Source organism: Ruegeria sp. CG1, assembly GCF_056537265.1.
In genome coordinates this window covers 133,015-155,657 of sequence record NZ_JBQFRF010000004.1, presented here as the reverse complement: position 1 = coordinate 155,657, position 22,643 = coordinate 133,015, and the positions used below count along the sequence as shown (strand labels likewise).

The window sequence follows — 22,643 nt, the reverse complement described above, 5'->3', positions numbered from 1 at the left end:
AGATCCGCGCTCGTACAAGCGCATCGCATAGTTTTGCAGAGGCGGCATGCACTTGCCGCAACCCGGCAAGTGCTTTGTTTTGGTGCGTGATCAGACCGCGCGGTCCACCATCATCTTCTTGATTTCTGCAATCGCTTTGGCAGGATTCAGACCCTTGGGACAGGTCTTGGCGCAGTTCATGATGGTGTGGCAGCGATACAGCTTGAACGGATCTTCCAGCTCGTCCAAGCGCTCACCGGTGGCCTCATCCCGACTGTCGATGATCCAGCGGTAAGCATGCAGCAGCGCGGCAGGGCCGAGATAACGGTCGCCGTTCCACCAGTAGCTGGGGCACGAGGTCGAGCAACTGGCACACATCACACATTCATAGAGACCATCCAATTTCTTGCGGTCTTCGATGGATTGCTTCCACTCTTTTGCCGGGCGATTGGTCTTGGTCTCCAACCACGGCATGATCGAGGCGTGTTGGGCGTAGAAATGAGTCAGATCAGGGATCAGGTCCTTGACCACCGGCATATGGGGCAGCGGGTAGATCTTCACGTCGCCCTTGATCTCATCCATCCCATAGATACAGGCCAGCGTGTTAATCCCGTCGATGTTCATCGCGCAGGACCCGCAGATGCCTTCGCGGCACGAACGGCGGAAGGTCAGAGTCGGATCGATCTCATTCTTGATCTTGATCAGAGCGTCCAGAACCATCGGGCCGCAAGTGTCCATGTCGACGAAATAGGTATCGACACGCGGGTTCTGGCCATCATCCGGGTTCCAGCGATAGATCTGGAATTTGCGCACATTGGTCGCGCCGTCGGGCTTGGGCCAGGTTTTACCGGTGGTGATCCGGGAATTCTTGGGGAGGGTCAGTTGTACCATAAGTTCCTCTCCTTAGAACGTCCGCGCCTTGGGCGCGATTCTTTTCATGCTTATGCCGCCCTCGTCTTCGGTCGTCAGCGGATCAACGATAACCGGACGGTAGCTAAGCTCTACTTTATTGCCATCGACACGGCTGACCGTGTGGACGCGCCAGTTCTCATCGTCGCGCTCTGTGAAATCTTCATGGGCGTGCGCACCGCGGGATTCCTTACGCGCTTCGGCACCAACGATGGTGGCGAGCGCGCTTGGCATCAGGTTGGTAAGCTCGAGCGTCTCCATCAGATCGCTGTTCCAGACCAACGATCTGTCAGAAACCTTCAGATCATCCATCTTGGCGGCGATCGCAGTCATCTTCTCGACGCCCTCAGCCATGGTCTTCGAGGTGCGGAAAACCGCCGCGTCCTCTTGCATGGTGCGCTGCATCTCAAGCCGCAGATCTGCGGTTGGAATTGCACCGCTGGCGTTGCGCGCCGCATCGAACCTGTCAAACGCCTTATCGACAGAGGCTTGGTTCAGAACCGGGTTCGACGCGTCGGCATCCACAACTTTGCCCGCTCGGATCGCCGCAGCGCGGCCAAAGACCACGAGGTCGATCAGCGAGTTTGAACCAAGACGGTTTGCCCCGTGAACCGAGGCACACCCGGCCTCGCCCACAGCCATCAGACCAGGCACCACGGCGGTCGGGTTGTCGGCTGTCGGGTTCAGAACTTCACCCCAATAGTTCGTCGGGATACCGCCCATGTTGTAGTGCACGGTCGGCAGAACCGGGATCGGTTCCTTGGTAACATCAACCCCTGCAAAGACGCGCGCAGATTCTGAAATGCCCGGTAGGCGTTCCGCCAAAGCTTCGGCTGGCAAATGGCTGAGGTTCAGGTGGATGTGGTCGCCGTTGTCACCATGTCCGCGCCCTTCGCGAATTTCCATGGTCATTGAACGGCTAACGTAGTCGCGCGGCGCGAGGTCTTTGTACTGGGGCGCATAGCGCTCCATGAACCGCTCGCCTTCCGAGTTGGTCAGGTATCCGCCTTCACCACGTGCACCTTCGGTGATCAGGCAGCCCGATCCGTAGATGCCGGTTGGGTGGAACTGAACAAACTCCATATCCTGCAGTGCAAGACCCGCGCGGGCCACCATACCGCCACCGTCGCCGGTGCAGGTATGTGCCGAGGTTGCACTGAAATAGGCGCGGCCATAGCCGCCGGTCGCCAGAACAACCATCTTGGCGTTGAAGACGTGCATCGTGCCGTCGTCCAACTTCCAGCACACGACACCCTGACACTGTCCGTCCTCAGACATTATCAGATCAATGGCGAAATACTCGATGTAGAACTCAGCGTTGTTCTTCAGCGATTGACCATACAGCGTGTGCAGGATCGCATGACCGGTCCGGTCGGCGGCGGCACAGGTCCGCTGCACAGCGGGGCCTTCGCCAAATTCGGTGGTGTGGCCACCAAATGGGCGCTGATAGATCTTGCCTTCTTCGGTCCGGCTGAATGGCACTCCGTAGTGTTCTAGCTCATATACGGCTTTGGGTGCTTCACGCGCGAGGTATTCCATCGCATCGGTGTCACCCAGCCAGTCCGAGCCCTTTACGGTGTCATACATGTGCCACTGCCAATGGTCTGGCCCCATATTCGACAAGGACGCCGCAATGCCGCCTTGGGCGGCCACTGTGTGTGAACGGGTCGGGAATACCTTCGTCACGCAAGCGGTGCGCAAACCCTGCTCGGCCATGCCCAATGTTGCACGCAGACCCGCGCCACCGGCACCGACAACCACCACGTCATATTCGTGGGTTTCGTATTCATATGCTGCTGTCATTGTTCTTGTTCCTTACTGCGCATATCCGAGGGCCAGACGCGCGAGCGCAAACAGACCCGCAGCAATGAGTGTGTATGCAAAAGCTTGCGCGGCCATCAGCGCCAGCTTTTCCGCGACGCCATGCACGTAGTCCTCAATCGCTTCCTGGGCTTCGCGCAACAAATGCGGGACGACAACAACCAGTGTCAGACCCATGATAATCGCCGGGAACGGGCGGCTGTAATAGGCCAGAGCCTCTTCGTAGGTTCCGCCTAGGGCGTGCCCGAAGGTAAATACAAACAGCGGAACAAGGATGACCAATGCCGCCGAGCTGAGCATCATTTGCCAGTGGTGATGTGTACCTGCACGTCCGGCCCCCATGCCCTTCGCGCGTTTACGGTCTGTGAGAAACTGCATCGCGAACCTCCCCTTAAAGCGCTACGGCTGTGATCAGAGCCAGAACAGTTGCCAGCACGAACATGCCAATGCCCATCTTCTCGGACACCTCAACATCCACGCAATATCCCAGATCCCAGATGACGTGCCGCAAACGGCCCAGCATGTGATAGAAAATGGCCCAAGCCGCGCCGAACATGATCAGATCACCCAGGAAACTGGTCATCAATCCATTGATCAGCTCAAAGGCGCTTTCCGATGTGGCCGCAGCAAGTAACCACCAGACGACCAACAAAGCCAAACCAAAAGACGCAAGACCCGTGATGCGCACCATAATCGAAGATATGGACGTCATCTGTGGACGATAGATCGTCAAATGTGGAGAAAGCGGGCGGTTGCCTCGATTTACATCGGCCATGTTGGCTCCTTTTCGGTTGGCTACCGAACGTTTTACTGTTTTTTACGACTCTGTCACGCGCTGCAGGTGCAAAATCCAGTAAATTTAACGCAAAATCGCTGATAAGCCGTGTTTGTGATCACGCAAAATATTCTCGTGATCACAAATCACATTCGATACCGCCAATGTTAGCGTTTTCAATGAAAAAGCAATGTGATCACGAATCTATTATTGGAGCGGCGTCAGCCCTGCAGTCTGCTGTGTCACCTCGCGTAAAAGCTTCTTGCGAATACGTTCGGGATAATCCGCGAAGCCTGCTGCAGAGACGACAAAGGCCCCCTCGCCAACGATGACGTTCTCGAAGAAATAGGCTGTCAGATCGGGTTCACTTTCTTCTATCGCGATCGCGTTCACTGTGATGCCGCGATCCCGCAGTTTGGCGTGGATGGTCGACGGCTCGATTCCTTCATTCGAAATTCCGTCGCCCGAAAGATCAATAAGATGCCTTTCGCATTCGGGCACGTCGTCAAAGCTGGCAACCGTCATATCGAGCGCCTCACCTATCGCAGTTGAGAAGTTACGCCAGACACGAGGATCAGCTGCGACCTGATCAGCAAAACTGTCCAGGGTGTTAAAACTATCGATCCGGGTCCAGGGGATCGTGATCCTCTGGCGAGAACTGCCTGTCCATTGCACAAGCATCAGCCGAGCCTGTCCGCGCACCAAGGCCTCGGATACGATAGGGTCCCGCAGACCTGCGGCAAGACCGTCCATTTGGATACGATATTCCTCGGAATCAACCGAGCCTGAAACGTCTACGGCCAAGGCCAGAGCCAAATCACAAGCATAGGCCTGAGATGCCAGATACAGGCTGGCGGCGAGCGCACGAAACATCATCATGCGCCAAGCGTAGCATGGATTTCGCGGACCGCGATCACTTGAATGTCAGCCGCCAGAAGGCATTGGCTACATTGGCATAATAGCCCAATAATCAAAATCTAACAAAACGTTAGGAAGATATCTCCCCTCGTCATTGCGCAGAACGAAGGGCTCGCCGCCTTTGGTCGCAACCAAGCGCAAGCGGATGGCACCGATTCCGGGAGTTCCAGTCTCGGCCTTGTCCAAAACCTCGGACCAGGCTTTGATCGTATCGCCCGAGAAACAAGGGTTGGCGTGGGCACCGCCGTTCAGGCCAACGATCATCTGCGCATTCGCCAGGCCATTAAACGACAAGGCACGCGCCATCGAGATAACGTGGCCGCCATAGATCAACCGCCCCTCTGGTCGGAAGGTGAGGTCGAAATGCACTTTGGCGGTGTTCTGCCACAGGCGGGTGGCCAGCATGTGCTCGGCCTCTTCGACGGTCACGCCATCGACGTGATCAATCGTTTCTTCCGTGTTGTACGCATCCCAGCGGTGGTTTTCGCCGGATTGTACAAAATTGTATTTCGAGAAATCGAGCCCCTGTGGTACCACCAGATCGCTGACATCAAGCGCCTTTTTCAGATTGGGCACCACCGTCTCTGGTGCAGGCGCATCGAGGTTTGATTTGCGCACCATGACCCAGCGAACATACTCGATCACCACTTCGTCGCGTTGGTTCAGCCCGCGGGTGCGGACCCAGACGACACCGGTTTTGCCGTTTGAGTTTTGCTTGAGGCCGATCACCTCGGATTCGGCGCGCAAGGTATCGCCGGGATAGACCGGTTTCAGCCAGCGACCCTCGGCATAGCCCAGATTGGCGACCGCGTTCAGCGAGATATCGGGAACCGTTTTGCCGAATACCACATGGAACGCCGCCAGATCATCAATCGGGCTTTGCGGCAGGCCACAATTCCGGGCGAACTCATCCGAGGAATAGAGTGCGTGTCGTGCAGGGTAGAGCGCGTGATAAAGCGCGCGCTCGCCATCCGTCACCGTGCGCGGCACGGCGTGATGCAGGATCTGACCGACTGAATAATCCTCGAAAAAGTTACCCGGATTGGTTTTTGCCATTATTGCTGTCCCAGTTTCATGTCGGGGGTGTAATCAGCGGCGACCTCTTTGGTCACAGCCTGCGCGCAACGCATCACGTTATTTGCGGCGTCAAAGGCATAGGACGGGTCGCCATAAAGCTCCCATCCCTTTGCCAACGCGTCCGAGACCTTGTGGCAGAAGGCTGATGTGTCTTCCTCGGTCAACAAACGATAAAGTTTCGCCATTGATTAGGTCCCTTATCCACCAAACGGAGACGGACCAACCAGCCCGTGAATATAGCCCACAACGCCCAGCAGCACGATGGAGCCCACAAAGAACATGGCATCTTTGACGTATGTGCCGGGTTCGCCCAGCGCCCAGTCTGGTTCGGATTTGTTGATCACGATTACTTCGACAATTGCCCAGGCCAGCAAGCCACCAAACAGGATGATCGAGGCCAGATCACCGTTCACCAACAGGTGCGCAAAGGCCCAGAGTTTAAAGCCACCCAGCATGGGGTGACGGACCTTGTTCAACAGGCGACCTTTGGTTCCCGCAGGGCTGGCCAGATAGAACGCGATCAACACCAGCAGGTTGTTGACGTGAATCAGAAAGGTTGGCGGCGCCCAGACATATATGAAATCGGTCATGCGATAACCGAAGATCATCAACAATACCGAGGCCACCAAGGCGAGCGCCACGACGCCCTTGCCCGCGTCGCCCATGGCGGCACGTCGTTCCGGCATCGCGCGCTTAAAAAGATGTGCGGCCCACCAAAGTGCCACACCAAGGATCAGAAGAACAAAGCCCATACTGGCTTACCCCGCTTGCAAAGCTACTATCGCCTCTGCTTTTGCCAGAGTTTCGCGGGCAGTTACAACGTGTAGGTTTTCAACAATCTTGCCATCGACAACGGCGACCCCCTGCCCCTGCGACTCGGTTTCCTCGAAAGCGGCAATCTGACGGCGAGCCAGATCAATCTCATCCTCGGAAGGGGCAAAGGCGGAGTTTGCGATGTCGACCTGGGCCGGGTGGATCAGGGTTTTGCCATCAAAGCCCATGTCGCGGCCCTGGGCACACTCGGCGGCCAGACCGTCGGTGTCCTTGAAGGCATTGTAGACGCCATCGACGATGATCAGCCCCTCTGCCTTGGCCGCCAACAGGCACAGGCCAAGCGAGGTCATCATCGGCAAACGGTCGGGGCGGAAGCGCGTCTGCAGCTCTTTCGCAAGATCGTTGGTCCCCATGACAAAGCCTGCCATCAGCGGATGTGCAGCAATTTCGGCTGCGTTCAGCGTCCCGCGCGGCGTCTCCATCATCGCCCAGATCGGCAGGTCTCCGGTGATTGAGGTCAGCGCATCCACATCCGCCGCAGAACTCACCTTTGGCAACAGAACGGCATCTGCATCCATCTTGCGCACGGCTTCGGCATCGGCGCGCCCCCATTCGGTATCAAGCCCGTTGATCCGCACGATCTTGACTCGTGCGCCATAGCCTCCGGCGGCCAAAGCCGCCTTGAGGGTCTCGCGCGCGTTCTCTTTCTCATCAGCCGCAACCGCGTCTTCAAGATCAAAGATGATGGCGTCCACCGGCAATGTGCGGGCCTTATCAAGCGCGCGTTCACGCGAGCCGGGGATGTATAGTACCGAGCGATAGGGGCGTTGGCGCGGGTCCACTGGACTCTCCCATTGAAATAATGTTGCGCGGAATGGGGCATTTTTTGACGGAAAGTTCAAGAACAAAATCGCCGCAGCGCAGCATTTCCTGCGCTGCGCAACGTGCGTTGCCTTAACGCGATGTCCTTTTGCCTGCGGCACGCTGCTTTGAGGAAGAGCTTGAAAGGGGTGACCAATGAAAACGGTTATGCTGAAAATGACGATTGGCTTGGGCATCATGGTACTGGCAGCGCAACAAGTCAGCGCACAGAATTGTGCGCCACGCGAAGACGTGATCAAGCGATTGACAAAGTCATATGGCGAAACCCGACGAGGCATCGGTATTGCGCGTCGGGGAGCGGTGATGGAGGTTTTTGCCTCGGACCAAACCGGCAGCTGGACCATTGTTGTGACCTTGCCGGAAGGTGTGACCTGCCTGATCGCCTCAGGCCAGTCTTATGAAACACTGGCCGAAGCATTGCCGCCCAACGCCTAAACCAGCGCATCCCAAATAAGTTTGCTTCCCGTCAGGGTCAGCAAGACGTAGGCAATGTTGAAAAACAATCGTTCGGAGAGCATGAAATGCGCCCGGACGCCCAGCCAGGCCCCGAGGATCGCAAACGGGGTCAGCAACAGGTCTGCCAAGGCTGTGTGCCAGGTGAAGAGGCCCAGATAGGCGAAGGGCACGAATTTGACGGCGTTGATTACCCAGAAGACCAGCACGGTCGAGGCTTGAAATTCGGTTTTCGTCAGGCGTTGTGACAGCAGGTACACGGCGGCGGGTGGGCCGCCCGCATGGCTGACAAAGCTGGTGAATCCGGCGATCAGCCCGGCAAACAGGCCCGCCGATGGAGGCAATCGGTTGGCAAAGCCCCGTACCCAGCCTCTGGTCTGGGCAACGTGCCAGATCACGAAACCGACCGATATTCCGCCAATCAACAGACGTAGCAGATCGTCATCCGTCGCACGATAAAGCCACGCGCCCAGCGCGATACCTGGTACTGCGCCCAACATCAGAAGGCGCGAATCTGGCCAGCTCCAGCGTTTCCAATACGGCTTTAACGTCGCCAGATCGATCACCATCAGTATCGGCAGCATTAGCGCTAGCGCCTGTCCTGGCGTCAGTATCAGAGCCAGAATCGACGAAGATGCAAACGCCACTCCCGAGCCGAACCCACCTTTCGAGATGCCCGCGAAGATCACCGCCGGGATCGCCACTGCAAAAAACATCAGGTTCATCTCGAACATCAGGCACCCCGGAAATATGCATGATTCACAGGCGGTTTAGCGCAATCGGCGGGGTGGGTGCAAACGGTATGCGGTGGCATGCCGCGCCGCAGAAGGCTTGCGTGACGCCGCTTTTGCGACTAGCACAACCGCGATTTCAAAACCGACCGGAGATATTCCAAATGGCCAGACCTAAGATCGCGCTGATCGGCGCAGGTCAGATCGGCGGCACGCTCGCCCACCTCGCTGCAATGAAAGAACTTGGTGACGTCGTGCTGTTCGACATCGCCGAAGGCACCCCGGAAGGAAAGGCGCTGGACATCGCCGAATCCGGCCCCTCGGAAGGCTTCGACGCCAAGCTGAAAGGCACTCAGTCTTATGAGGATATCGCCGGTGCCGACGTCTGCATCGTCACCGCTGGCGTGCCGCGCAAGCCGGGCATGAGCCGCGACGACTTGCTGGGCATCAACCTGAAGGTCATGAAATCGGTCGGTGAAGGCATCGCCGCAAACGCTCCGGATGCGTTCGTCATCTGCATCACCAACCCGCTGGACGCAATGGTTTGGGCGCTGCGTGAATTCTCGGGCCTGCCGCACAACAAAGTCTGCGGCATGGCGGGCGTTCTGGACTCGGGCCGTTTCGCACACTTCTTGTCGGAAGAGTTCAATGTGTCCATGCGCGACGTCACCGCCTTTGTTCTGGGCGGCCATGGCGACACGATGGTGCCTTCGGTGCGCTACTCGACCGTTGCCGGTATCCCGCTGCCCGATCTGGTAGAGATGGGCTGGACCACGCAGGAAAAACTGGACGCCATCGTTCAGCGCACCCGTGACGGCGGCGCAGAAATCGTTGGCCTGCTGAAGACCGGCTCGGCTTTCTATGCACCGGCGACTTCGGCGATCGAAATGGCCGAAGCCTATTTGAAAGATCAGAAGCGCGTTCTGCCTTGTGCAGCCTATTGCAACGGCGAACTGGGTGTCGACGGCATGTATGTCGGCGTGCCTACCGTAATCGGTGCAGGTGGTATCGAGCGCGTCGTCGACATCAAGCTGAACGAAGAAGAACAGGCCGGTTTCGACAATTCGGTCAATGCCGTTAAGGGCCTGATCGAAGCATGCAAGGGCATCGACAGCTCGCTGGCCTAAGTCACGAACCCTAAAACCAATGAACCGGCCCTCTTCACGGGCCGGTTTTCTTTTACACGGTGCCAAGCTGGCTAAAAGATGTTCGCGCAAACGTCGCAAAACTCATCTATGAATGTGTTTTGTGGGCATGATCCAGGATCATCGAATCAATTTCCACGCCCCACAATTTTTGTGATCACACCCCAAAAACCTGTGATCACAAATACTGAAAATCTTCGACAATTTCCCGTGACCCGTCAAAAAACTCTTTAATTTTGGCGCTTAGACACCCCTATAACGGTGTAATCGTAGTCAGACGGGACAATTTCGATGAACATTCACGAATATCAAGCCAAAGCGCTTCTTCGCAGCTATGGCGCTCCGGTCTCCGACGGTCGCGCCGTGTTGCGTGCCGAGGAAGCCAAAACCGCCGCTGGTGAGCTGGACGGACCGCTTTGGGTCGTCAAGGCGCAAATTCACGCAGGCGGTCGTGGCAAGGGATCTTTTAAAGAAACCGACGCCGGTGAAAAAGGCGGTGTCCGTCTAACCAAGTCGGTGGAAGAAGCCGCCGAAGAAGCCAAGAAGATGCTGGGCCGCACGCTGGTCACGCATCAGACCGGCCCCGCAGGCAAGCAGGTCAACCGCATCTATATCGAGGCCGGGTCCGGCATCGAACGCGAGCTGTATCTGGCCCTGCTGGTGGATCGCCAGACCAGCCGCATCTCGTTCGTGTGCTCGACCGAAGGCGGCATGGACATCGAAGAAGTGGCCGCTGCGACGCCCGAGAAAATCCTGTCCTTCTCGGTTGATCCCGCCACTGGTTATCAGCCCTATCACGGCCGCCGCATCGCGTTTTCACTGGGTCTGCAAGGGGCGCAGGTCAAGCAATGCGTCAAACTGATGAGCCAGCTTTACAATGCCTTCGTCGAGAAGGACATGGAGATGCTGGAGATCAACCCGCTGATCGTCTCGGATAAGGGCGACCTAAAAGTACTGGACGCCAAGGTCGGTTTTGATGGCAACGCGGTCTATCGTCACCCAGATATTGCCGAACTGCGCGACACGACCGAGGAAGACCCCAAGGAACTGGAAGCCAGCAAATACGACCTGAACTACATCGCGCTGGACGGTGAGATCGGCTGCATGGTCAACGGTGCCGGCCTGGCGATGGCGACGATGGACATCATCAAGCTGTATGGGGCCGAGCCTGCCAACTTCCTCGATGTGGGTGGCGGTGCCACCAAAGAGAAAGTGACCGAGGCGTTCAAGATCATCACCTCGGACCCGCAGGTCAAAGGCATTCTGGTCAACATCTTCGGCGGCATTATGCGCTGTGATGTGATTGCCGAGGGCGTCGTGGCCGCGGTGAAAGAGGTTGGGTTGCAAGTGCCGCTGGTCGTGCGTCTGGAAGGCACCAATGTCGAGAAGGGCAAAGAGATCATCAACACCTCTGGCCTGGACGTGATCGCGGCGGACAACCTGAAAGACGGTGCCGAGAAGATCGTGAAGGCGGTTAAGGGTTAAGTTCTTGGGCCACGCACTCCACCTTAATCGTTTCACCCAAGAGGGCGAATCTTTGAAACTTTGGTCAGAATCTGAAGCCTCTGCCGAAGCGGTGAAGCTATATGCCCTCTGTAACTCCCCCTATCCGAGGAGTGAAAGTGACTTGATGAAGGTCGTGCTAAAGGACGTTCTGAATACGGCCTTTCGTTTTGCGGTTCATGCGAGACGTGTGCTTGAGTTCGAAGGCGACACGACATCGCCCGTGGCTCCCACTGGAACTGAAAGCTTTCTAGGAAAAAAGTATAGCGAGACTTTCTCGTTCGAGAGAAACCTCCGCAAAGCAATCAGCAAGATCATTCATGCCCGTAAGGTGGCCGTACTAACAGACCGAGGAACGGAGCGTGGCAATGGCGTACTTCAATTCGAAGAAGCCGATATGATCGTTGCTTTCGAAATCAAAAGTGATCGCGGTGAAGAGTTCCATGTATCTCCTCAGGGAGTCGCATGGGGCTACCTTTACCGAGGCCAATTAGCTTAATAGGAGACTCCTAACATGGCAGTCCTCATCGACGAAAATACCAAAGTGATCTGTCAGGGCTTTACGGGCTCGCAGGGCACATTCCACAGCGAACAGGCCATTGCCTATGGCACCAAGATGGTCGGCGGCGTGACCCCCGGCAAAGGCGGGATGACCCATCTTGACCTGCCTGTGTTCAACTCGGTCCACGAGGCAAAGCATGTGACCGAAGCCAATGCCAGCGTGATCTATGTACCGCCGCCCTTTGCGGCTGACTCGATCCTCGAAGCGATTGATGCCGAGATGGAAGTGATCGTCTGCATCACCGAAGGCATCCCGGTTCTGGACATGATGAAGGTGAAGCGCGCGCTGGAAGGCTCGAAATCCCGCCTGATCGGCCCGAACTGCCCTGGTGTCATTACGCCCGACGCCTGCAAGATCGGCATCATGCCCGGCCACATCCACAAGCGCGGCTCGGTCGGCGTTGTGTCCCGTTCGGGCACCCTGACCTATGAGGCCGTCAAGCAGACCACCGATGTGGGTCTGGGCCAGTCCACCTGTGTGGGCATCGGCGGCGACCCGATCAAGGGCACCGAACATATCGACGTGCTGGAATGGTTCTTGGCCGATGACGAGACCGAGAGCATCATCATGATCGGTGAGATCGGTGGCTCGGCCGAGGAAGAAGCCGCCCAGTTCCTGGCGGATGAGGCCAAGAAGGGTCGCAAAAAGCCGACCGCTGGTTTCATCGCAGGCCGCACAGCCCCTCCGGGCCGCCGCATGGGCCACGCGGGCGCAATTGTCGCCGGCGGCAAAGGCGGAGCCGAGGACAAGATCGAAGCCATGCGCTCGGCCGGTATCGTCGTGGCCGAAAGCCCGGCGCAGCTGGGTGAGGCTGTGCTGGAAGCCATCGGTTGACCAGAATTTGACTGCTTTGGGAGGAGCGGTAAACATGACTTTCGGCGAAGCCATTAAAACCTGTTTCTCCAAGTTTTTCACCTTTTCGGGCCGTGCCTCGCGGCCCGAATACTGGTTTTTTTTCCTGTTCATCATGATCTGGAGCATCATTGCCGGGATCATCGACTGGCAGTTCTTCACTCAGGTCGCAGTGACCGAAACCGAAACATCCAAATCCGTCACGGCTACCTCGACAGGCCCGGTCCAAAGCATCGTCAGCCTGATTGTCTTCTTCCCGCATCTGGCCGTCGCGTGGCGGCGGATGCATGATACCGGGCGCAGCGGGCTTTATGCTCTGCTGCCGATCCTGCTGATACTTGGTGCGCTTGCCGTCCTGATCTTTGGCATCGGCCTTGCCAGCCAGTTCCATGGCGGCACGTTGGATATCCTGTTCACCCGCGCAACTCTTCTTATTGTCATTCCGACACTTCTTGTCCTGTTTGTGTCGCCCCTCCTGGTTCTGTGGTGGCTGACCCGCCCCAGCGAACCAGGCACCAACCAATACGGTCCCAACCCATATGAGGTAGCCCAATGACCGAACACTCGCCCAACACCGCCTTTCATGCCTCAAGCTTCATGCAGGGGCATAATGCCGAATATCTGGAGCAGCTTTATGCCCAGTACACCAAGAACCCCGGTGCGGTCGACGCAGCCTGGGTCGAGTTCTTCAAGGCCATGGGCGATGACGCGCCGGATGTGCAGCGCGAGGCCGAGGGCCCTTCGTGGGCGCGCAGCGATTGGCCTCCGATGCCTGCCGATGATCTGACGGGTGCGTTGACTGGCGAGTGGGCCGAGATCGACGCCAAAGCAGCGGGCAACAAAATCAAGGATAAGGCGGCGGCCAAGGGTGTTGAGGTCAGTGATGACCAGATCAAGCGCGCGGTGCTGGACAGCCTGCGGGCGCTGATGCTGATCAGGGCCTATCGTATCCGGGGCCATCTGGCAGCTGATCTGGACCCGCTGGGCATGCGCGCCGCCAGTACGCATCCCGAGCTGGACCCGAAGACTTACGGGTTCACCGATGCTGACATGGATCGACCGATCTTTATTGACAACGTGCTGGGCCTGCAGATGGCCAGCATGCGCCAAATCGTCGAGATCGTGAAGAGGACCTATTGCGGCACCTTCGCGCTGCAATACATGCATATCTCGAACCCGGAAGAGGCCGCGTGGCTGAAGGAACGCATCGAGGGGTTCGGTAAGGAAATCGCCTTCACCAAGGAAGGCCGCAAGGCGATCCTGAACAAGATGGTCGAGGCCGAGGGGTTCGAGAAATTCCTGCATGTGAAATACATGGGCACCAAGCGGTTTGGTCTGGATGGTGGCGAGGCACTGATCCCCGCGATGGAGCAGATCATCAAGCGCGGCGGCGCCTTGGGCCTCAGCGATATCGTCATCGGCATGCCACACCGGGGTCGTCTGAACATTCTGGCCAATGTGATGGGCAAACCCTATCGCGCCATTTTCAACGAGTTTCAGGGCGGCAGCTTCAAGCCCGAAGACGTGGATGGATCAGGCGATGTGAAATATCACCTCGGCGCGTCAAGCGACCGAGAGTTCGATGGCAATAGCGTTCACCTTTCGCTGACCGCAAACCCAAGCCACCTTGAGGCGGTGAACCCAGTGGTTCTGGGTAAGGTACGTGCCAAGCAGGACCAGTTGAACGACGAAGACCGCACCAAAGTGATGGGCATTCTGCTGCACGGCGACGCAGCCTTTGCCGGACAGGGTGTTGTGGCCGAAGGCTTCGGCCTGTCGGGTCTGAAAGGGCACAAGACCGGCGGCACCATGCATATCGTGGTGAACAACCAGATCGGTTTCACCACCGCGCCGCATTTCAGCCGTTCCAGCCCTTATCCCACGGATATCGCGCTGATGGTTGAAGCTCCCATCTTCCACGTGAATGGCGACGACCCCGAGGCGGTGGTACATGCCGCCAAGGTGGCGACCGAGTTCCGCCAGAAGTTCCACAAGGACGTGGTGCTGGATATCTTCTGCTACCGCCGGTTTGGTCATAACGAGGGTGACGAACCCATGTTCACCAACCCGATCATGTACAAGAAGATCAAGACGCATAAGACCACGTTGTCGTTGTATACCGAGCGCCTTGTCAGGGACGGGCTTATCCCCGAAGGCGAGATTGAAGACATGAAGGCGGCCTTTCAGGCACATCTGAATGAAGAGTTCGATGCCGGGAAAGACTACAAGCCAAACAAAGCCGACTGGCTGGATGGGCGCTGGTCGCATCTGGACAAGCACAAAGACGAATACATGCGCGGTGAAACCGCAATTACACCAGAGACGCTGGCCGAGATCGGCACTGCTCTGACCAGCGCCCCCGAAGGTTTTGCGATGCACAAAACCGTGGGCCGGTTGCTGGACCACAAGAAACAGATGTTCGAAAACGGAACCGGCTTTGACTGGGCAACGGGCGAGGCTCTGGCGTTTGGCTCTCTGCTGACCGAAGGCTACCCTGTACGTTTGGCCGGGCAGGACGCGACGCGTGGCACGTTCAGCCAACGCCATTCCGGATTTGTCCATCAGGAAACCGAGGAACGGTATTACCCGCTGAACAATATCCGCAAGGGCCAATCACATTATGACGTGATTGACTCGATGCTGTCCGAATACGCGGTGCTTGGGTTCGAGTATGGCTATTCACTGGCCGAGCCCAACGCGCTTGTTCTCTGGGAGGCACAGTTTGGCGATTTCGCCAATGGGGCACAGATAATGTTCGATCAGTTCATCAGTTCGGGTGAATCGAAGTGGCTGCGGATGTCTGGTCTGGTCACGCTGCTGCCGCATGGGTTCGAAGGGCAAGGCCCAGAGCACTCATCTGCACGGCTTGAGCGGTTTCTGCAGATGTGCGGTCAGGACAACTGGATCGTGGCGAACTGCACAACGCCTGCGAACTATTTCCACATCCTGCGCCGTCAATTGCACCGGACCTTCCGCAAGCCGCTTATCCTGGTGACGCCGAAGTCGCTGCTGCGCCATAAGCTGGCTGTCAGCAAGGCCGAGGAATTCACCACAGGCTCGAGCTTCCATAGGGTGCTGTGGGATGATGCTCAACAGGGCAACTCGGACACTAAACTGGTGGCAGATGACAAGATCAAGCGGGTCGTCATGTGCTCGGGCAAGGTCTATTTTGATCTACTTGAGGAACGCGATGCGCGCGGCATCGACGACATCTACTTAATGCGGATCGAGCAATACTATCCTTTCCCCGCGCATTCGCTGATCAACGAGCTTGAGCGCTTCAAGGGGGCCGAGATGGTCTGGTGTCAGGAAGAACCCAAGAACCAGGGTGCTTGGACCTTTATTGAGCCCAATATCGAATGGGTTCTGACCCGCATTGGCGCAAAACACACTCGTCCGGTCTATGCCGGTCGCGCAACTTCGGCCTCGCCCGCGACGGGTCTGGCCAGCCAACACAAAGCCCAACAAGAAGCGCTGGTGAACGAAGCGCTGAGCATTGAAGGAAAGTAAACGATGACGATTGAAGTTCGTGTTCCCACGCTGGGCGAGTCTGTCACCGAAGCCACCGTTGCGACTTGGTTCAAAAAACCCGGCGATGCAGTCGCCGTAGATGAGATGCTATGTGAACTTGAGACCGACAAGGTCACGGTCGAGGTGCCCTCACCCGCTGCTGGCGTGATGGGTGAGATCGTTGCAGCCGAAGGTGAGACCGTGGGCGTCGATGCCCTGCTTGCCACGATAGCGGCGGGCGAAGGGGCTGCGCCTGCTCCGGCAGCGGCGGCCCCGGCCCCGGCGGCAGCGGCACCCGCAGCATCAGGCGGCAGTGTAGATGTGATGGTGCCGACATTGGGTGAATCCGTCACCGAGGCTACAGTCTCGACATGGTTCAAACAGGTCGGCGACAGCGTTGCACAGGATGAAATGCTGTGCGAACTGGAAACCGACAAGGTCTCGGTCGAGGTCCCTGCCCCGGCGGCAGGCGTTCTGGCTGAAATCGTTGCGCCTGAAGGCAGCACGGTCGATGCTTCTGCCAAATTGGCGGTGATCTCGGGCGCAGCCGCAGGTGCGGCAGCGGCTCCGGTGGCGGCCGTCGCCGCTCCGGCTGCAGCCAGCACAGGTAAAGACGTGTCCAACGCTCCATCGGCTGAGAAAGCGATGGCCGAAGCCGGTCTGTCTGCGGATCAGGTCACTGGCACCGGACGCGATGGTCGTATCATGAAAGAAGACGTGGCAAAGGCAGTTGTAGCAGCTACGGCCCCAGCGCCTGCGGCGGCTGTGCCCGCCCCCGCTGCCCAAGCTCCGCGCGCGCCTGTGGCTGCCGAGGATGCGAGCCGCGAAGAGCGCGTGCGCATGACCCGTCTGCGCCAGACCATCGCCAAGCGCCTGAAGGACGCGCAGAACACCGCCGCGATCCTGACCACCTATAACGAGGTGGACATGACCGAGGTGATGGCCTTGCGCAACCAGTACAAGGACCAGTTCGAGAAGAAGCATGGCGTACGTCTGGGCTTTATGTCCTTTTTCACCAAGGCCTGCTGTCATGCGCTGAAAGAAGTGCCCGAAGTGAATGCCGAGATCGACGGCAATGACATCGTCTACAAGAACTTCGTGCATATGGGTGTGGCCGCAGGTACGCCGCAAGGGCTGGTGGTTCCAGTCATCCGGGATGCGGACTCCATGTCTTTCGCAGCGATCGAGAAAGCCATCGCCGAAAAGGGCAAGCGCGCCCGTGACGGTAAACTCTCGATGGCGGAAATGCAGGGCGGCACGTTCACGATCTCGAACGGAGGCGTCTACGGCTCGCTGATGTCTTCACCGATCCTGAACCCGCCGCAATCGGGCATTCTGGGCATGCACAAGATCCAGGATCGTCCCATGGTCATCAATGGTGAGATCAAAATCCGCCCGATGATGTATCTGGCGCTGTCCTATGATCACCGTATTGTGGACGGCAAGGGTGCTGTGACATTCCTTGTCCGCGTAAAAGAGGCGCTGGAAGACCCGCGCCGTCTGCTGATGGATCTTTAAGATGGCGACTCATGTACTGTGGCAAGCCGATGTGGCCGATTTCGATGCCTGGCTGAAAGTGTTCCGCGAGGATCAACCGATGCGCAAGGCCGCGGGTATCCGCGACCTGCATGTCTGGCGCGATCCAGATCAGCGGGATCATGCGATAGCGATGTTCGAAGTTATGAATCTGGATAAGGCAAAGGCGTTTTTTGGGTCGGAAGAGTTGGCGATGCATCACGAGCGGGGCGGGATAGCCCATATCTCGATCAAGCTGCTGGAACCCGTTTGAAATATAGGTACCCGACCCACCACACCGGATCGGGACGCTGCCGGATCACCCGGTCGATTTAGGAGAATGTAATGGCAAATTATGACGTCATCGTAATCGGCGCCGGACCCGGCGGCTATGTCTGCGCCATCCGTTGCGCCCAACTGGGCCTTAAAACCGCAGTTGTCGAGGGGCGCGAGACGCTGGGTGGGACTTGCCTGAACGTGGGCTGCATCCCCTCGAAAGCATTGTTACATGCCAGCCATCAGTTGCACGAGGCCGAACACAACTTTGCAAAGATGGGTCTGAAGGGGAAGTCACCTTCGGTCGATTGGAAGCAGATGCAGGCCTACAAGGACGAGGTGATCGATGGCAACACCAAGGGCATCGAGTTTCTGTTCAAGAAGAACAAGATCGATTGGCTGAAAGGCTGGGGCTCAATCCCTGCTGCGGGCAAGGTCAAGGTTGGTGATGAGGTCCATGAGACCAAGAACATCATTATCGCGTCGGGCTCTGAGCCATCGGCACTGCCTGGCGTCGAGGTTGACGAAAAGGTCGTGGTGACTTCGACCGGCGCATTGTCTCTGGGCAAAGTTCCCAAGAAAATGATTGTGATCGGTGCCGGTGTGATCGGGCTTGAATTGGGCTCGGTCTACAGCCGTTTGGGCGCAGAGGTGACGGTGATCGAGTTTCTCAAGGAAATCACGCCGGGTATGGACCCCGAGGTTCAGAAGACTTTCCAGCGTATCCTGAAGAAACAGGGTTTGAAGTTCGTCATGGGCGCTGCGGTGCAAAAGACCGAAGCCACCAAGACCAAAGCCAAGGTAACGTACAAGCTGCTCAAAGATGACAGCGAGCACGTCATCGATGCTGATACCGTGCTGGTGGCCACCGGGCGCAAGCCCTATTCGGAGGGTCTGGGGCTGGATGCTTTAGGCGTCGAGATGACCCCGCGCGGCCAGATCAAGGTCGGTAGTGATTGGCAGACCAACGTGCCGGGCATCTACGCCATCGGCGACGTGACCGAAGGCCCGATGCTGGCCCACAAGGCTGAGGACGAGGGCATGGCCGCAGCCGAGCAGGTTGCAGGCAAGCATGGTCATGTGAACTATGGTGTCATTCCTGGGGTCATCTACACTTGGCCCGAGGTGGCCAATGTGGGTGAGACCGAAGCGACACTCAAAGAACAGGGCCGCGCCTACAAGGTCGGCAAGTTCATGTTCATGGGCAATGGCCGGGCCAAGGCGAATTTCGCAGCCGACGGGTTCGTCAAGATTCTGGCAGACAAAGAAACCGATCGCATTCTGGGCGCGCATATCATCGGCCCCGCGGCCGGAGACCTGATCCACGAGGTTTGCGTCGCCATGGAATTCGGCGCATCAGCCGAAGATCTGGCCCTGACCTGTCACGCTCACCCGACCTATTCCGAAGCAGTGCGCGAGGCGGCGCTCGCCTGTGGTGACGGGCCAATTCATAGCTGACCCAACCTGAGCAGGTCCTCTACCTAGTCTCCTTGAGCGGCACCCCGTGTCGCTCAAAACCATTTGCGGCAGGTGATCAGACGCGGTTTACTGACTCCATTGCTTTTGGAAAGGAAGTCAGATGAGCGTCAGTTTACAGGTGATCTATCCCATAGGTACAGAAACACATTTCGATTTCGACTACTATGTCGACACACATCTTCCGCTTGTCGGCGAGCACATGGGGTCACATATCGAACGTACGGTCGTAACCAAAGGCATTGCGGGAGGCCCGGATGAGGCGGCGGGTCACTACGCGATCGCAACAATCATATTTGAAGATCAGGAAGCGATGAACGACGGTATGTCAAAGGCAGGCCCTGTACTGGCTGATCTGCCAAACTTCACCAATGTCAAACCGCAGATGCTGATCGGTGAGGTGATCGGCTGAATCAGAGCCATCCTTGCCTACCACATGGTTTTAGCGGCGCGGGCACCCCATTCCTGATCATATTGTGCGCCGCCTTCTTCTCCTGACGTCATCTCCGAGAGGATCTCGCCGACGGTTGGCAGCCTATCGGATTCATCCCGCCCGCTCCATGTTTGCGCGCGCATCAAGGCGCGGGCACATTGGGTGTAGATTTCGGAAATTTCGATCACGATGACGGTCGCGGGGCGCTTCCCGTTTTTCTCGAACCGGGCGCGCAGAGCTTCATCAGCAGTTAGTTGAGCGTTCCCATTTACCCGAACCACATTGTTCGAACCGGGTATCATGAACAACAATGAGACGCGTGGATCGAGTACGATATTTCGCAGGGAATCCAAGCGGTTGTTTCCCCGCCAATCCGGCAGTGCCAGGGTGCCTTGGTCCAGTTCCAACACAACTGGCCCTTCATCTCCACGCGGGCTGCCATCGACACCTTCGGAGCCGACGGTGCTGAGGATACACAAGCGTGAGGCCATAATCCATTTGCGGTAGAGCGGTGTTAGCCGCCGCGCCACTTTGCGTATGGAGGCTGCGCCGGGCGTGCCATACAGAGCCTCAAGGGCAGTGATATCCTTAACGAATTCCATCCGGGTCAAACCCCACTTCTCGCATCAGTTCGTTGGACCGTGTCTCAATAACGTTTTCCAGCCGTTCCAGAAAGTCATTCCGCGCAACGCCGGGTTCGATTGGATTTAGGAAATCGACAATCGCCGTGCCGGGCTTGCGCATGACACCGGTTCTGGGCCAGAAGACGCCCGCATTTGTGGCAACGGGTACGCACGGGAACCCGAGCCCTTCATACAGAACCGCCGTTCCAACCTTGTAGGGCTTGTGCACCCCAGGCGCGACGCGCGTACCTTGCGGGTAGATCACCAACTGACCGGGTTCGCTGAACTCGCGGGCGACATCCTTGACCATCTTCGCAACCGCCGCCCCGCGTTTGCCGCGATTGACCGGGATACATCCCAGACGGCGCGCATACATTCCGATGACCGGCGTCCACAGAAGCTCTCGCTTCATGATGAATTTGCCGTGTGGGATGGCGTCGAAGATTATGATGATGTCCAGAAACGACTGGTGCTTGGCGCCGATCACAACCTCGCCATGTGGGACTTCTCCGCGCACTTCGCAGCGAATACCAACCATCCAGCGGGCCAACCACTTGGTTGTGCGCGCATAGGTTTTGCATGCTCGCAATGCGCCACGCTTGGCGAACAGCGCATAGGGGGCAAAGACAAGCCCCAGTACCAGCATCCAGGCATAGATGGTGATCATGAAGATCAGCGACCGGACCCATTGAATAGCCATGAACATCACGAAAGCTCCTTCAACTTGCGCTGCGCGGCTGACCATGTGGCCAGAAACGCAACGGCCGCGCCCAATACCGGGATCAGCACGGGCAGGATCCAACCGATACCCTGAAACCCAAGGCCAGTGAGAAAACCACCCGCATCCGAGGCTTCGGGGAGCAACAATACACCCGTCATACCCAGCAAAGTGCCAACTGCTGCTCCAAACAGCGCCCGGAACGTAAAGCGGCGCACGAACGCTCCGGCGATGAACCGGTCCCGCGCGCCGACCTGACGCAGAACCTCGATTATCTGCGCGTTGGCGGCAAGCGAGGCGTTGGCGGCAAGCGTGATCATGGCGGCAGTGGCGCCACCGATCAGCAGGATCGAAATCCAGCCCAGACGCCGCAGTGAATTGGCCGCATCAACCAATGGTTCGCGCCAGCGAGTGTGATCATCCAGCACTGCGCCCGGCACCTCAGCCCCTAGCCGCAGCCGCAGGCCAGCCGCATCAAGACCCGGCTCACCTTCGATAATCTCTATAAGCTGCGGAATTGGTAAAGTGTCCAGAGGCAAGTCCGGTCCGAACCAGGGTGACAGCAGTGTGGCCTGCTCTTCGCTCGTCAACGCGCGAGCCGAAGCCACACCCGGCGTTTGCTGGAGGACATTCAAAGCAGCCTCGGTTTGCGCCGCACGTTGATCTGCAGGGGCATTGATCCGCAAGGTCGCTGCCCCCGCCAACTCTGAAGCCCAACGATCCGCCACACGGCCCGAGGCTAACGAAAGAGCCAGCGCAAAAACCGCCAGAAAGGCCATTGCACCAGACACGAACAGGGTCAATTGCGCGGTAAAGCCCGTGGGTGGCACCACCCGGTCGGCGCGGCTGTCACGGCGCAGCAAATTGCGGATCGTGCCCTTGCTCATAGATCCGCCCCCGCAAGCTGCACCCGGCGCTGCGCGATACGCAGAACGCGAGCCTGAACCTGGCTTTTGGCGGCGCGGATCAGGCTTAGGTCATGGGTGGCGATCAGCACGGTTTTTCCCATCCTGTTCAATTCGACCAGCAGGCGCAGAAGTCGTTGCGACATCTCCCAGTCCACATTGCCGGTGGGCTCATCCGCAAGCACCACATCGGGCGATAGGATGACTGCGCGGGCCAATGCGGCACGCTGGCGTTCGCCCCCCGATAGTTCAGGCGGGTGCGCCTCAAGCCTGCTGCCAAGCCCGACCCAGCCCAGCAGTTCGGTCAGATCGTCCTGCTGCCCATTTTCAGAGCGCCCCGAGACCATCAGCGGCAACGCGACATTCTCGGCCAGCGTCATGTGATCCAAAAATCGGCAATCCTGATGCACCACGCCAATTCGGCGGCGCAGCAGCGCCATCTGATCGCGGTCCATGCGGGCGATATCCTCACCAAAGGCCATCAACCTGCCCGAGGTTGGCAACAACGCGCCATAACAGAGTTTCAGCAATGTGGTCTTGCCCGCACCCGAAGGCCCGGTCAGAAAGTGGAACGATCCGGGCTGTAATTGCAGCGAAACATCGCTTAGCAACTCACCACCGCCGTAGGTATAGCTGATATTCTCCAGCTCGATCACGCCTGCCCCCTTTATTCTGCTCACCTCTTGCCCGAGCGCAGCGGTGGATTCAATGCCTTGGGCGGGGCCAATTGGCGACACTTGGCCCGCGAAACCGAAAACACGCTTTGCTGTTGGGTCTTAACGGAATATCATCCCTGAAAAAACTAT

General features: G+C 57.8%; 25 protein-coding genes. 11 read left to right on the top strand and 14 right to left on the bottom strand.

Features of this window, described 5'->3' with window-relative positions:
• Nucleotides 1-90: 90 nt before the first annotated feature.
• The 9 genes from ACR0AU_RS13105 to ACR0AU_RS13065 all read right to left on the bottom strand — a co-directional run bounded on the left by ACR0AU_RS13105 (nucleotide 91) and on the right by ACR0AU_RS13065 (nucleotide 7,095).
• On the bottom strand, nucleotides 91-870 hold the full coding sequence (locus tag ACR0AU_RS13105; RefSeq protein ID WP_170408332.1) for a succinate dehydrogenase iron-sulfur subunit: 780 nt from the start codon (nucleotides 868-870) through the stop codon (nucleotides 91-93).
• 12 nt (nucleotides 871-882) lie between these two features.
• The gene (gene sdhA, locus ACR0AU_RS13100; protein ID WP_170395802.1) at nucleotides 883-2,691 is read right to left on the bottom strand and encodes a succinate dehydrogenase flavoprotein subunit; all 1,809 of its coding nucleotides are present in this window, start codon (nucleotides 2,689-2,691) and stop codon (nucleotides 883-885) included.
• 12 nt (nucleotides 2,692-2,703) lie between these two features.
• Nucleotides 2,704-3,087, bottom strand: a complete 384-nt coding sequence (locus ACR0AU_RS13095) for a succinate dehydrogenase, hydrophobic membrane anchor protein (RefSeq protein ID WP_170733578.1) — start codon at nucleotides 3,085-3,087, stop codon at nucleotides 2,704-2,706.
• Nucleotides 3,088-3,100: 13 nt separating this feature from the next.
• Nucleotides 3,101-3,484, bottom strand: coding sequence for a succinate dehydrogenase, cytochrome b556 subunit (sdhC, locus tag ACR0AU_RS13090; RefSeq protein ID WP_170423721.1), 384 nt, complete (start codon nucleotides 3,482-3,484; stop codon nucleotides 3,101-3,103).
• Nucleotides 3,485-3,691: 207 nt separating this feature from the next.
• Complete coding sequence (locus ACR0AU_RS13085; RefSeq protein ID WP_370644346.1) at nucleotides 3,692-4,363, bottom strand: DUF1194 domain-containing protein; 672 nt, start codon at nucleotides 4,361-4,363, stop codon at nucleotides 3,692-3,694.
• Between the two features lie 66 nt (nucleotides 4,364-4,429).
• A complete protein-coding gene (locus ACR0AU_RS13080) occupies nucleotides 4,430-5,458 on the bottom strand; it encodes a MaoC family dehydratase (RefSeq protein ID WP_480795781.1) in 1,029 nt (342 codons plus the stop codon).
• Complete coding sequence (locus ACR0AU_RS13075) at nucleotides 5,458-5,664, bottom strand: DUF1737 domain-containing protein (RefSeq protein WP_170408336.1); 207 nt, start codon at nucleotides 5,662-5,664, stop codon at nucleotides 5,458-5,460. Before ACR0AU_RS13075 ends, ACR0AU_RS13080 begins: the two co-directional genes overlap by 1 nt.
• Before the next feature lie 12 nt (nucleotides 5,665-5,676).
• The gene (locus ACR0AU_RS13070) at nucleotides 5,677-6,231 is read right to left on the bottom strand and encodes an NnrU family protein (protein ID WP_480795780.1); all 555 of its coding nucleotides are present in this window, start codon (nucleotides 6,229-6,231) and stop codon (nucleotides 5,677-5,679) included.
• A gap of 6 nt (nucleotides 6,232-6,237) precedes the next feature.
• A complete protein-coding gene (locus ACR0AU_RS13065; RefSeq protein ID WP_170818597.1) occupies nucleotides 6,238-7,095 on the bottom strand; it encodes an HpcH/HpaI aldolase/citrate lyase family protein in 858 nt (285 codons plus the stop codon).
• A gap of 175 nt (nucleotides 7,096-7,270) precedes the next feature.
• On the opposite strand from ACR0AU_RS13065, the gene ACR0AU_RS13060 reads away from it, so the two are divergent.
• Nucleotides 7,271-7,570: a hypothetical protein gene (locus tag ACR0AU_RS13060; RefSeq protein WP_170818596.1), complete on the top strand. Its 300-nt coding sequence runs from the start codon at nucleotides 7,271-7,273 to the stop codon at nucleotides 7,568-7,570.
• Here ACR0AU_RS13060 and ACR0AU_RS13055 read toward each other — a convergent pair.
• The gene (locus ACR0AU_RS13055; RefSeq protein WP_170395788.1) at nucleotides 7,567-8,322 is read right to left on the bottom strand and encodes a sulfite exporter TauE/SafE family protein; all 756 of its coding nucleotides are present in this window, start codon (nucleotides 8,320-8,322) and stop codon (nucleotides 7,567-7,569) included. The genes ACR0AU_RS13060 and ACR0AU_RS13055 overlap by 4 nt on opposite strands.
• Nucleotides 8,323-8,483: 161 nt before the next feature.
• Here ACR0AU_RS13055 and mdh point away from each other — a divergent pair, with 161 nt between their 5' ends.
• The 10 genes from mdh to ACR0AU_RS13005 all read left to right on the top strand — a co-directional run bounded on the left by mdh (nucleotide 8,484) and on the right by ACR0AU_RS13005 (nucleotide 19,570).
• Nucleotides 8,484-9,446 carry a malate dehydrogenase gene (mdh, locus tag ACR0AU_RS13050; protein WP_170353522.1) on the top strand — a complete coding sequence of 321 codons (963 nt, stop codon included), beginning with the start codon at nucleotides 8,484-8,486 and terminating at the stop codon, nucleotides 9,444-9,446.
• A 309-nt stretch (nucleotides 9,447-9,755) separates the two neighbouring features.
• Nucleotides 9,756-10,949 (top strand): ADP-forming succinate--CoA ligase subunit beta, encoded by a 1,194-nt coding sequence (sucC, locus tag ACR0AU_RS13045; RefSeq protein WP_480592455.1) that lies wholly within the window; start codon nucleotides 9,756-9,758, stop codon nucleotides 10,947-10,949.
• 4 nt (nucleotides 10,950-10,953) lie between these two features.
• On the top strand, nucleotides 10,954-11,466 hold the full coding sequence (locus ACR0AU_RS13040; RefSeq protein WP_480795779.1) for a hypothetical protein: 513 nt from the start codon (nucleotides 10,954-10,956) through the stop codon (nucleotides 11,464-11,466).
• A gap of 15 nt (nucleotides 11,467-11,481) precedes the next feature.
• The gene (gene sucD, locus ACR0AU_RS13035; protein ID WP_058278790.1) at nucleotides 11,482-12,363 is read left to right on the top strand and encodes a succinate--CoA ligase subunit alpha; all 882 of its coding nucleotides are present in this window, start codon (nucleotides 11,482-11,484) and stop codon (nucleotides 12,361-12,363) included.
• Between the two features lie 34 nt (nucleotides 12,364-12,397).
• Nucleotides 12,398-12,937 carry a DUF805 domain-containing protein gene (locus ACR0AU_RS13030; protein WP_170395785.1) on the top strand — a complete coding sequence of 180 codons (540 nt, stop codon included), beginning with the start codon at nucleotides 12,398-12,400 and terminating at the stop codon, nucleotides 12,935-12,937.
• A complete protein-coding gene (locus tag ACR0AU_RS13025; protein WP_170513076.1) occupies nucleotides 12,934-15,891 on the top strand; it encodes a 2-oxoglutarate dehydrogenase E1 component in 2,958 nt (985 codons plus the stop codon). The genes ACR0AU_RS13030 and ACR0AU_RS13025 overlap by 4 nt, the downstream gene beginning before the upstream one ends.
• A 3-nt stretch (nucleotides 15,892-15,894) precedes the next feature.
• Nucleotides 15,895-17,409, top strand: coding sequence for a 2-oxoglutarate dehydrogenase complex dihydrolipoyllysine-residue succinyltransferase (gene odhB, locus ACR0AU_RS13020; RefSeq protein ID WP_480795778.1), 1,515 nt, complete (start codon nucleotides 15,895-15,897; stop codon nucleotides 17,407-17,409).
• A gap of 1 nt (nucleotide 17,410) precedes the next feature.
• Complete coding sequence (locus tag ACR0AU_RS13015; RefSeq protein ID WP_170395780.1) at nucleotides 17,411-17,680, top strand: hypothetical protein; 270 nt, start codon at nucleotides 17,411-17,413, stop codon at nucleotides 17,678-17,680.
• Nucleotides 17,681-17,751: 71 nt separating this feature from the next.
• Nucleotides 17,752-19,140, top strand: a complete 1,389-nt coding sequence (gene lpdA, locus ACR0AU_RS13010; RefSeq protein ID WP_170513084.1) for a dihydrolipoyl dehydrogenase — start codon at nucleotides 17,752-17,754, stop codon at nucleotides 19,138-19,140.
• A gap of 121 nt (nucleotides 19,141-19,261) precedes the next feature.
• The gene (locus ACR0AU_RS13005) at nucleotides 19,262-19,570 is read left to right on the top strand and encodes an EthD family reductase (RefSeq protein WP_170733571.1); all 309 of its coding nucleotides are present in this window, start codon (nucleotides 19,262-19,264) and stop codon (nucleotides 19,568-19,570) included.
• A gap of 17 nt (nucleotides 19,571-19,587) precedes the next feature.
• On the opposite strand, the gene ACR0AU_RS13000 is transcribed toward ACR0AU_RS13005, so the two are convergent.
• The 4 genes from ACR0AU_RS13000 to ACR0AU_RS12985 are packed head-to-tail and all read right to left on the bottom strand — an operon-like array spanning nucleotide 19,588 to nucleotide 22,493.
• Complete coding sequence (locus ACR0AU_RS13000) at nucleotides 19,588-20,193, bottom strand: pyridoxamine 5'-phosphate oxidase family protein (protein WP_170733570.1); 606 nt, start codon at nucleotides 20,191-20,193, stop codon at nucleotides 19,588-19,590.
• On the bottom strand, nucleotides 20,180-20,920 hold the full coding sequence (locus tag ACR0AU_RS12995) for a lysophospholipid acyltransferase family protein (protein WP_170513904.1): 741 nt from the start codon (nucleotides 20,918-20,920) through the stop codon (nucleotides 20,180-20,182). The genes ACR0AU_RS13000 and ACR0AU_RS12995 overlap by 14 nt, the downstream gene beginning before the upstream one ends.
• Nucleotides 20,920-21,819, bottom strand: a complete 900-nt coding sequence (locus ACR0AU_RS12990; RefSeq protein WP_170408348.1) for an FtsX-like permease family protein — start codon at nucleotides 21,817-21,819, stop codon at nucleotides 20,920-20,922. Before ACR0AU_RS12990 ends, ACR0AU_RS12995 begins: the two co-directional genes overlap by 1 nt.
• Nucleotides 21,816-22,493, bottom strand: a complete 678-nt coding sequence (locus ACR0AU_RS12985) for a cell division ATP-binding protein FtsE (protein WP_170423929.1) — start codon at nucleotides 22,491-22,493, stop codon at nucleotides 21,816-21,818. The genes ACR0AU_RS12990 and ACR0AU_RS12985 overlap by 4 nt, the downstream gene beginning before the upstream one ends.
• Nucleotides 22,494-22,643: the final 150 nt, after the last annotated feature.

Excerpts from the sequence above, each read along its gene's own strand:
- ACR0AU_RS13105 (WP_170408332.1), bottom strand. The coding sequence starts at position 870 with ATGGTACAACTGACCCTCCCCAAGAATTCCCGGATCACCACCGGTAAA.
- sdhA (WP_170395802.1), bottom strand. The coding sequence starts at position 2,691 with ATGACAGCAGCATATGAATACGAAACCCACGAATATGACGTGGTGGTT.
- ACR0AU_RS13095 (WP_170733578.1), bottom strand. The coding sequence starts at position 3,087 with ATGCAGTTTCTCACAGACCGTAAACGCGCGAAGGGCATGGGGGCCGGA.
- sdhC (WP_170423721.1), bottom strand. The coding sequence starts at position 3,484 with ATGGCCGATGTAAATCGAGGCAACCGCCCGCTTTCTCCACATTTGACG.
- ACR0AU_RS13085 (WP_370644346.1), bottom strand. The coding sequence starts at position 4,363 with ATGATGATGTTTCGTGCGCTCGCCGCCAGCCTGTATCTGGCATCTCAG.
- ACR0AU_RS13080 (WP_480795781.1), bottom strand. The coding sequence starts at position 5,458 with ATGGCAAAAACCAATCCGGGTAACTTTTTCGAGGATTATTCAGTCGGT.
- ACR0AU_RS13075 (WP_170408336.1), bottom strand. The coding sequence starts at position 5,664 with ATGGCGAAACTTTATCGTTTGTTGACCGAGGAAGACACATCAGCCTTC.
- ACR0AU_RS13070 (WP_480795780.1), bottom strand. The coding sequence starts at position 6,231 with ATGGGCTTTGTTCTTCTGATCCTTGGTGTGGCACTTTGGTGGGCCGCA.
- ACR0AU_RS13060 (WP_170818596.1), top strand. The coding sequence starts at position 7,271 with ATGAAAACGGTTATGCTGAAAATGACGATTGGCTTGGGCATCATGGTA.
- ACR0AU_RS13055 (WP_170395788.1), bottom strand. The coding sequence starts at position 8,322 with ATGTTCGAGATGAACCTGATGTTTTTTGCAGTGGCGATCCCGGCGGTG.
- mdh (WP_170353522.1), top strand. The coding sequence starts at position 8,484 with ATGGCCAGACCTAAGATCGCGCTGATCGGCGCAGGTCAGATCGGCGGC.
- sucC (WP_480592455.1), top strand. The coding sequence starts at position 9,756 with ATGAACATTCACGAATATCAAGCCAAAGCGCTTCTTCGCAGCTATGGC.
- sucD (WP_058278790.1), top strand. The coding sequence starts at position 11,482 with ATGGCAGTCCTCATCGACGAAAATACCAAAGTGATCTGTCAGGGCTTT.
- ACR0AU_RS13030 (WP_170395785.1), top strand. The coding sequence starts at position 12,398 with ATGACTTTCGGCGAAGCCATTAAAACCTGTTTCTCCAAGTTTTTCACC.
- ACR0AU_RS13025 (WP_170513076.1), top strand. The coding sequence starts at position 12,934 with ATGACCGAACACTCGCCCAACACCGCCTTTCATGCCTCAAGCTTCATG.
- odhB (WP_480795778.1), top strand. The coding sequence starts at position 15,895 with ATGACGATTGAAGTTCGTGTTCCCACGCTGGGCGAGTCTGTCACCGAA.
- ACR0AU_RS13015 (WP_170395780.1), top strand. The coding sequence starts at position 17,411 with ATGGCGACTCATGTACTGTGGCAAGCCGATGTGGCCGATTTCGATGCC.
- lpdA (WP_170513084.1), top strand. The coding sequence starts at position 17,752 with ATGGCAAATTATGACGTCATCGTAATCGGCGCCGGACCCGGCGGCTAT.
- ACR0AU_RS13005 (WP_170733571.1), top strand. The coding sequence starts at position 19,262 with ATGAGCGTCAGTTTACAGGTGATCTATCCCATAGGTACAGAAACACAT.
- ACR0AU_RS13000 (WP_170733570.1), bottom strand. The coding sequence starts at position 20,193 with ATGGAATTCGTTAAGGATATCACTGCCCTTGAGGCTCTGTATGGCACG.
- ACR0AU_RS12995 (WP_170513904.1), bottom strand. The coding sequence starts at position 20,920 with ATGTTCATGGCTATTCAATGGGTCCGGTCGCTGATCTTCATGATCACC.
- ACR0AU_RS12990 (WP_170408348.1), bottom strand. The coding sequence starts at position 21,819 with ATGAGCAAGGGCACGATCCGCAATTTGCTGCGCCGTGACAGCCGCGCC.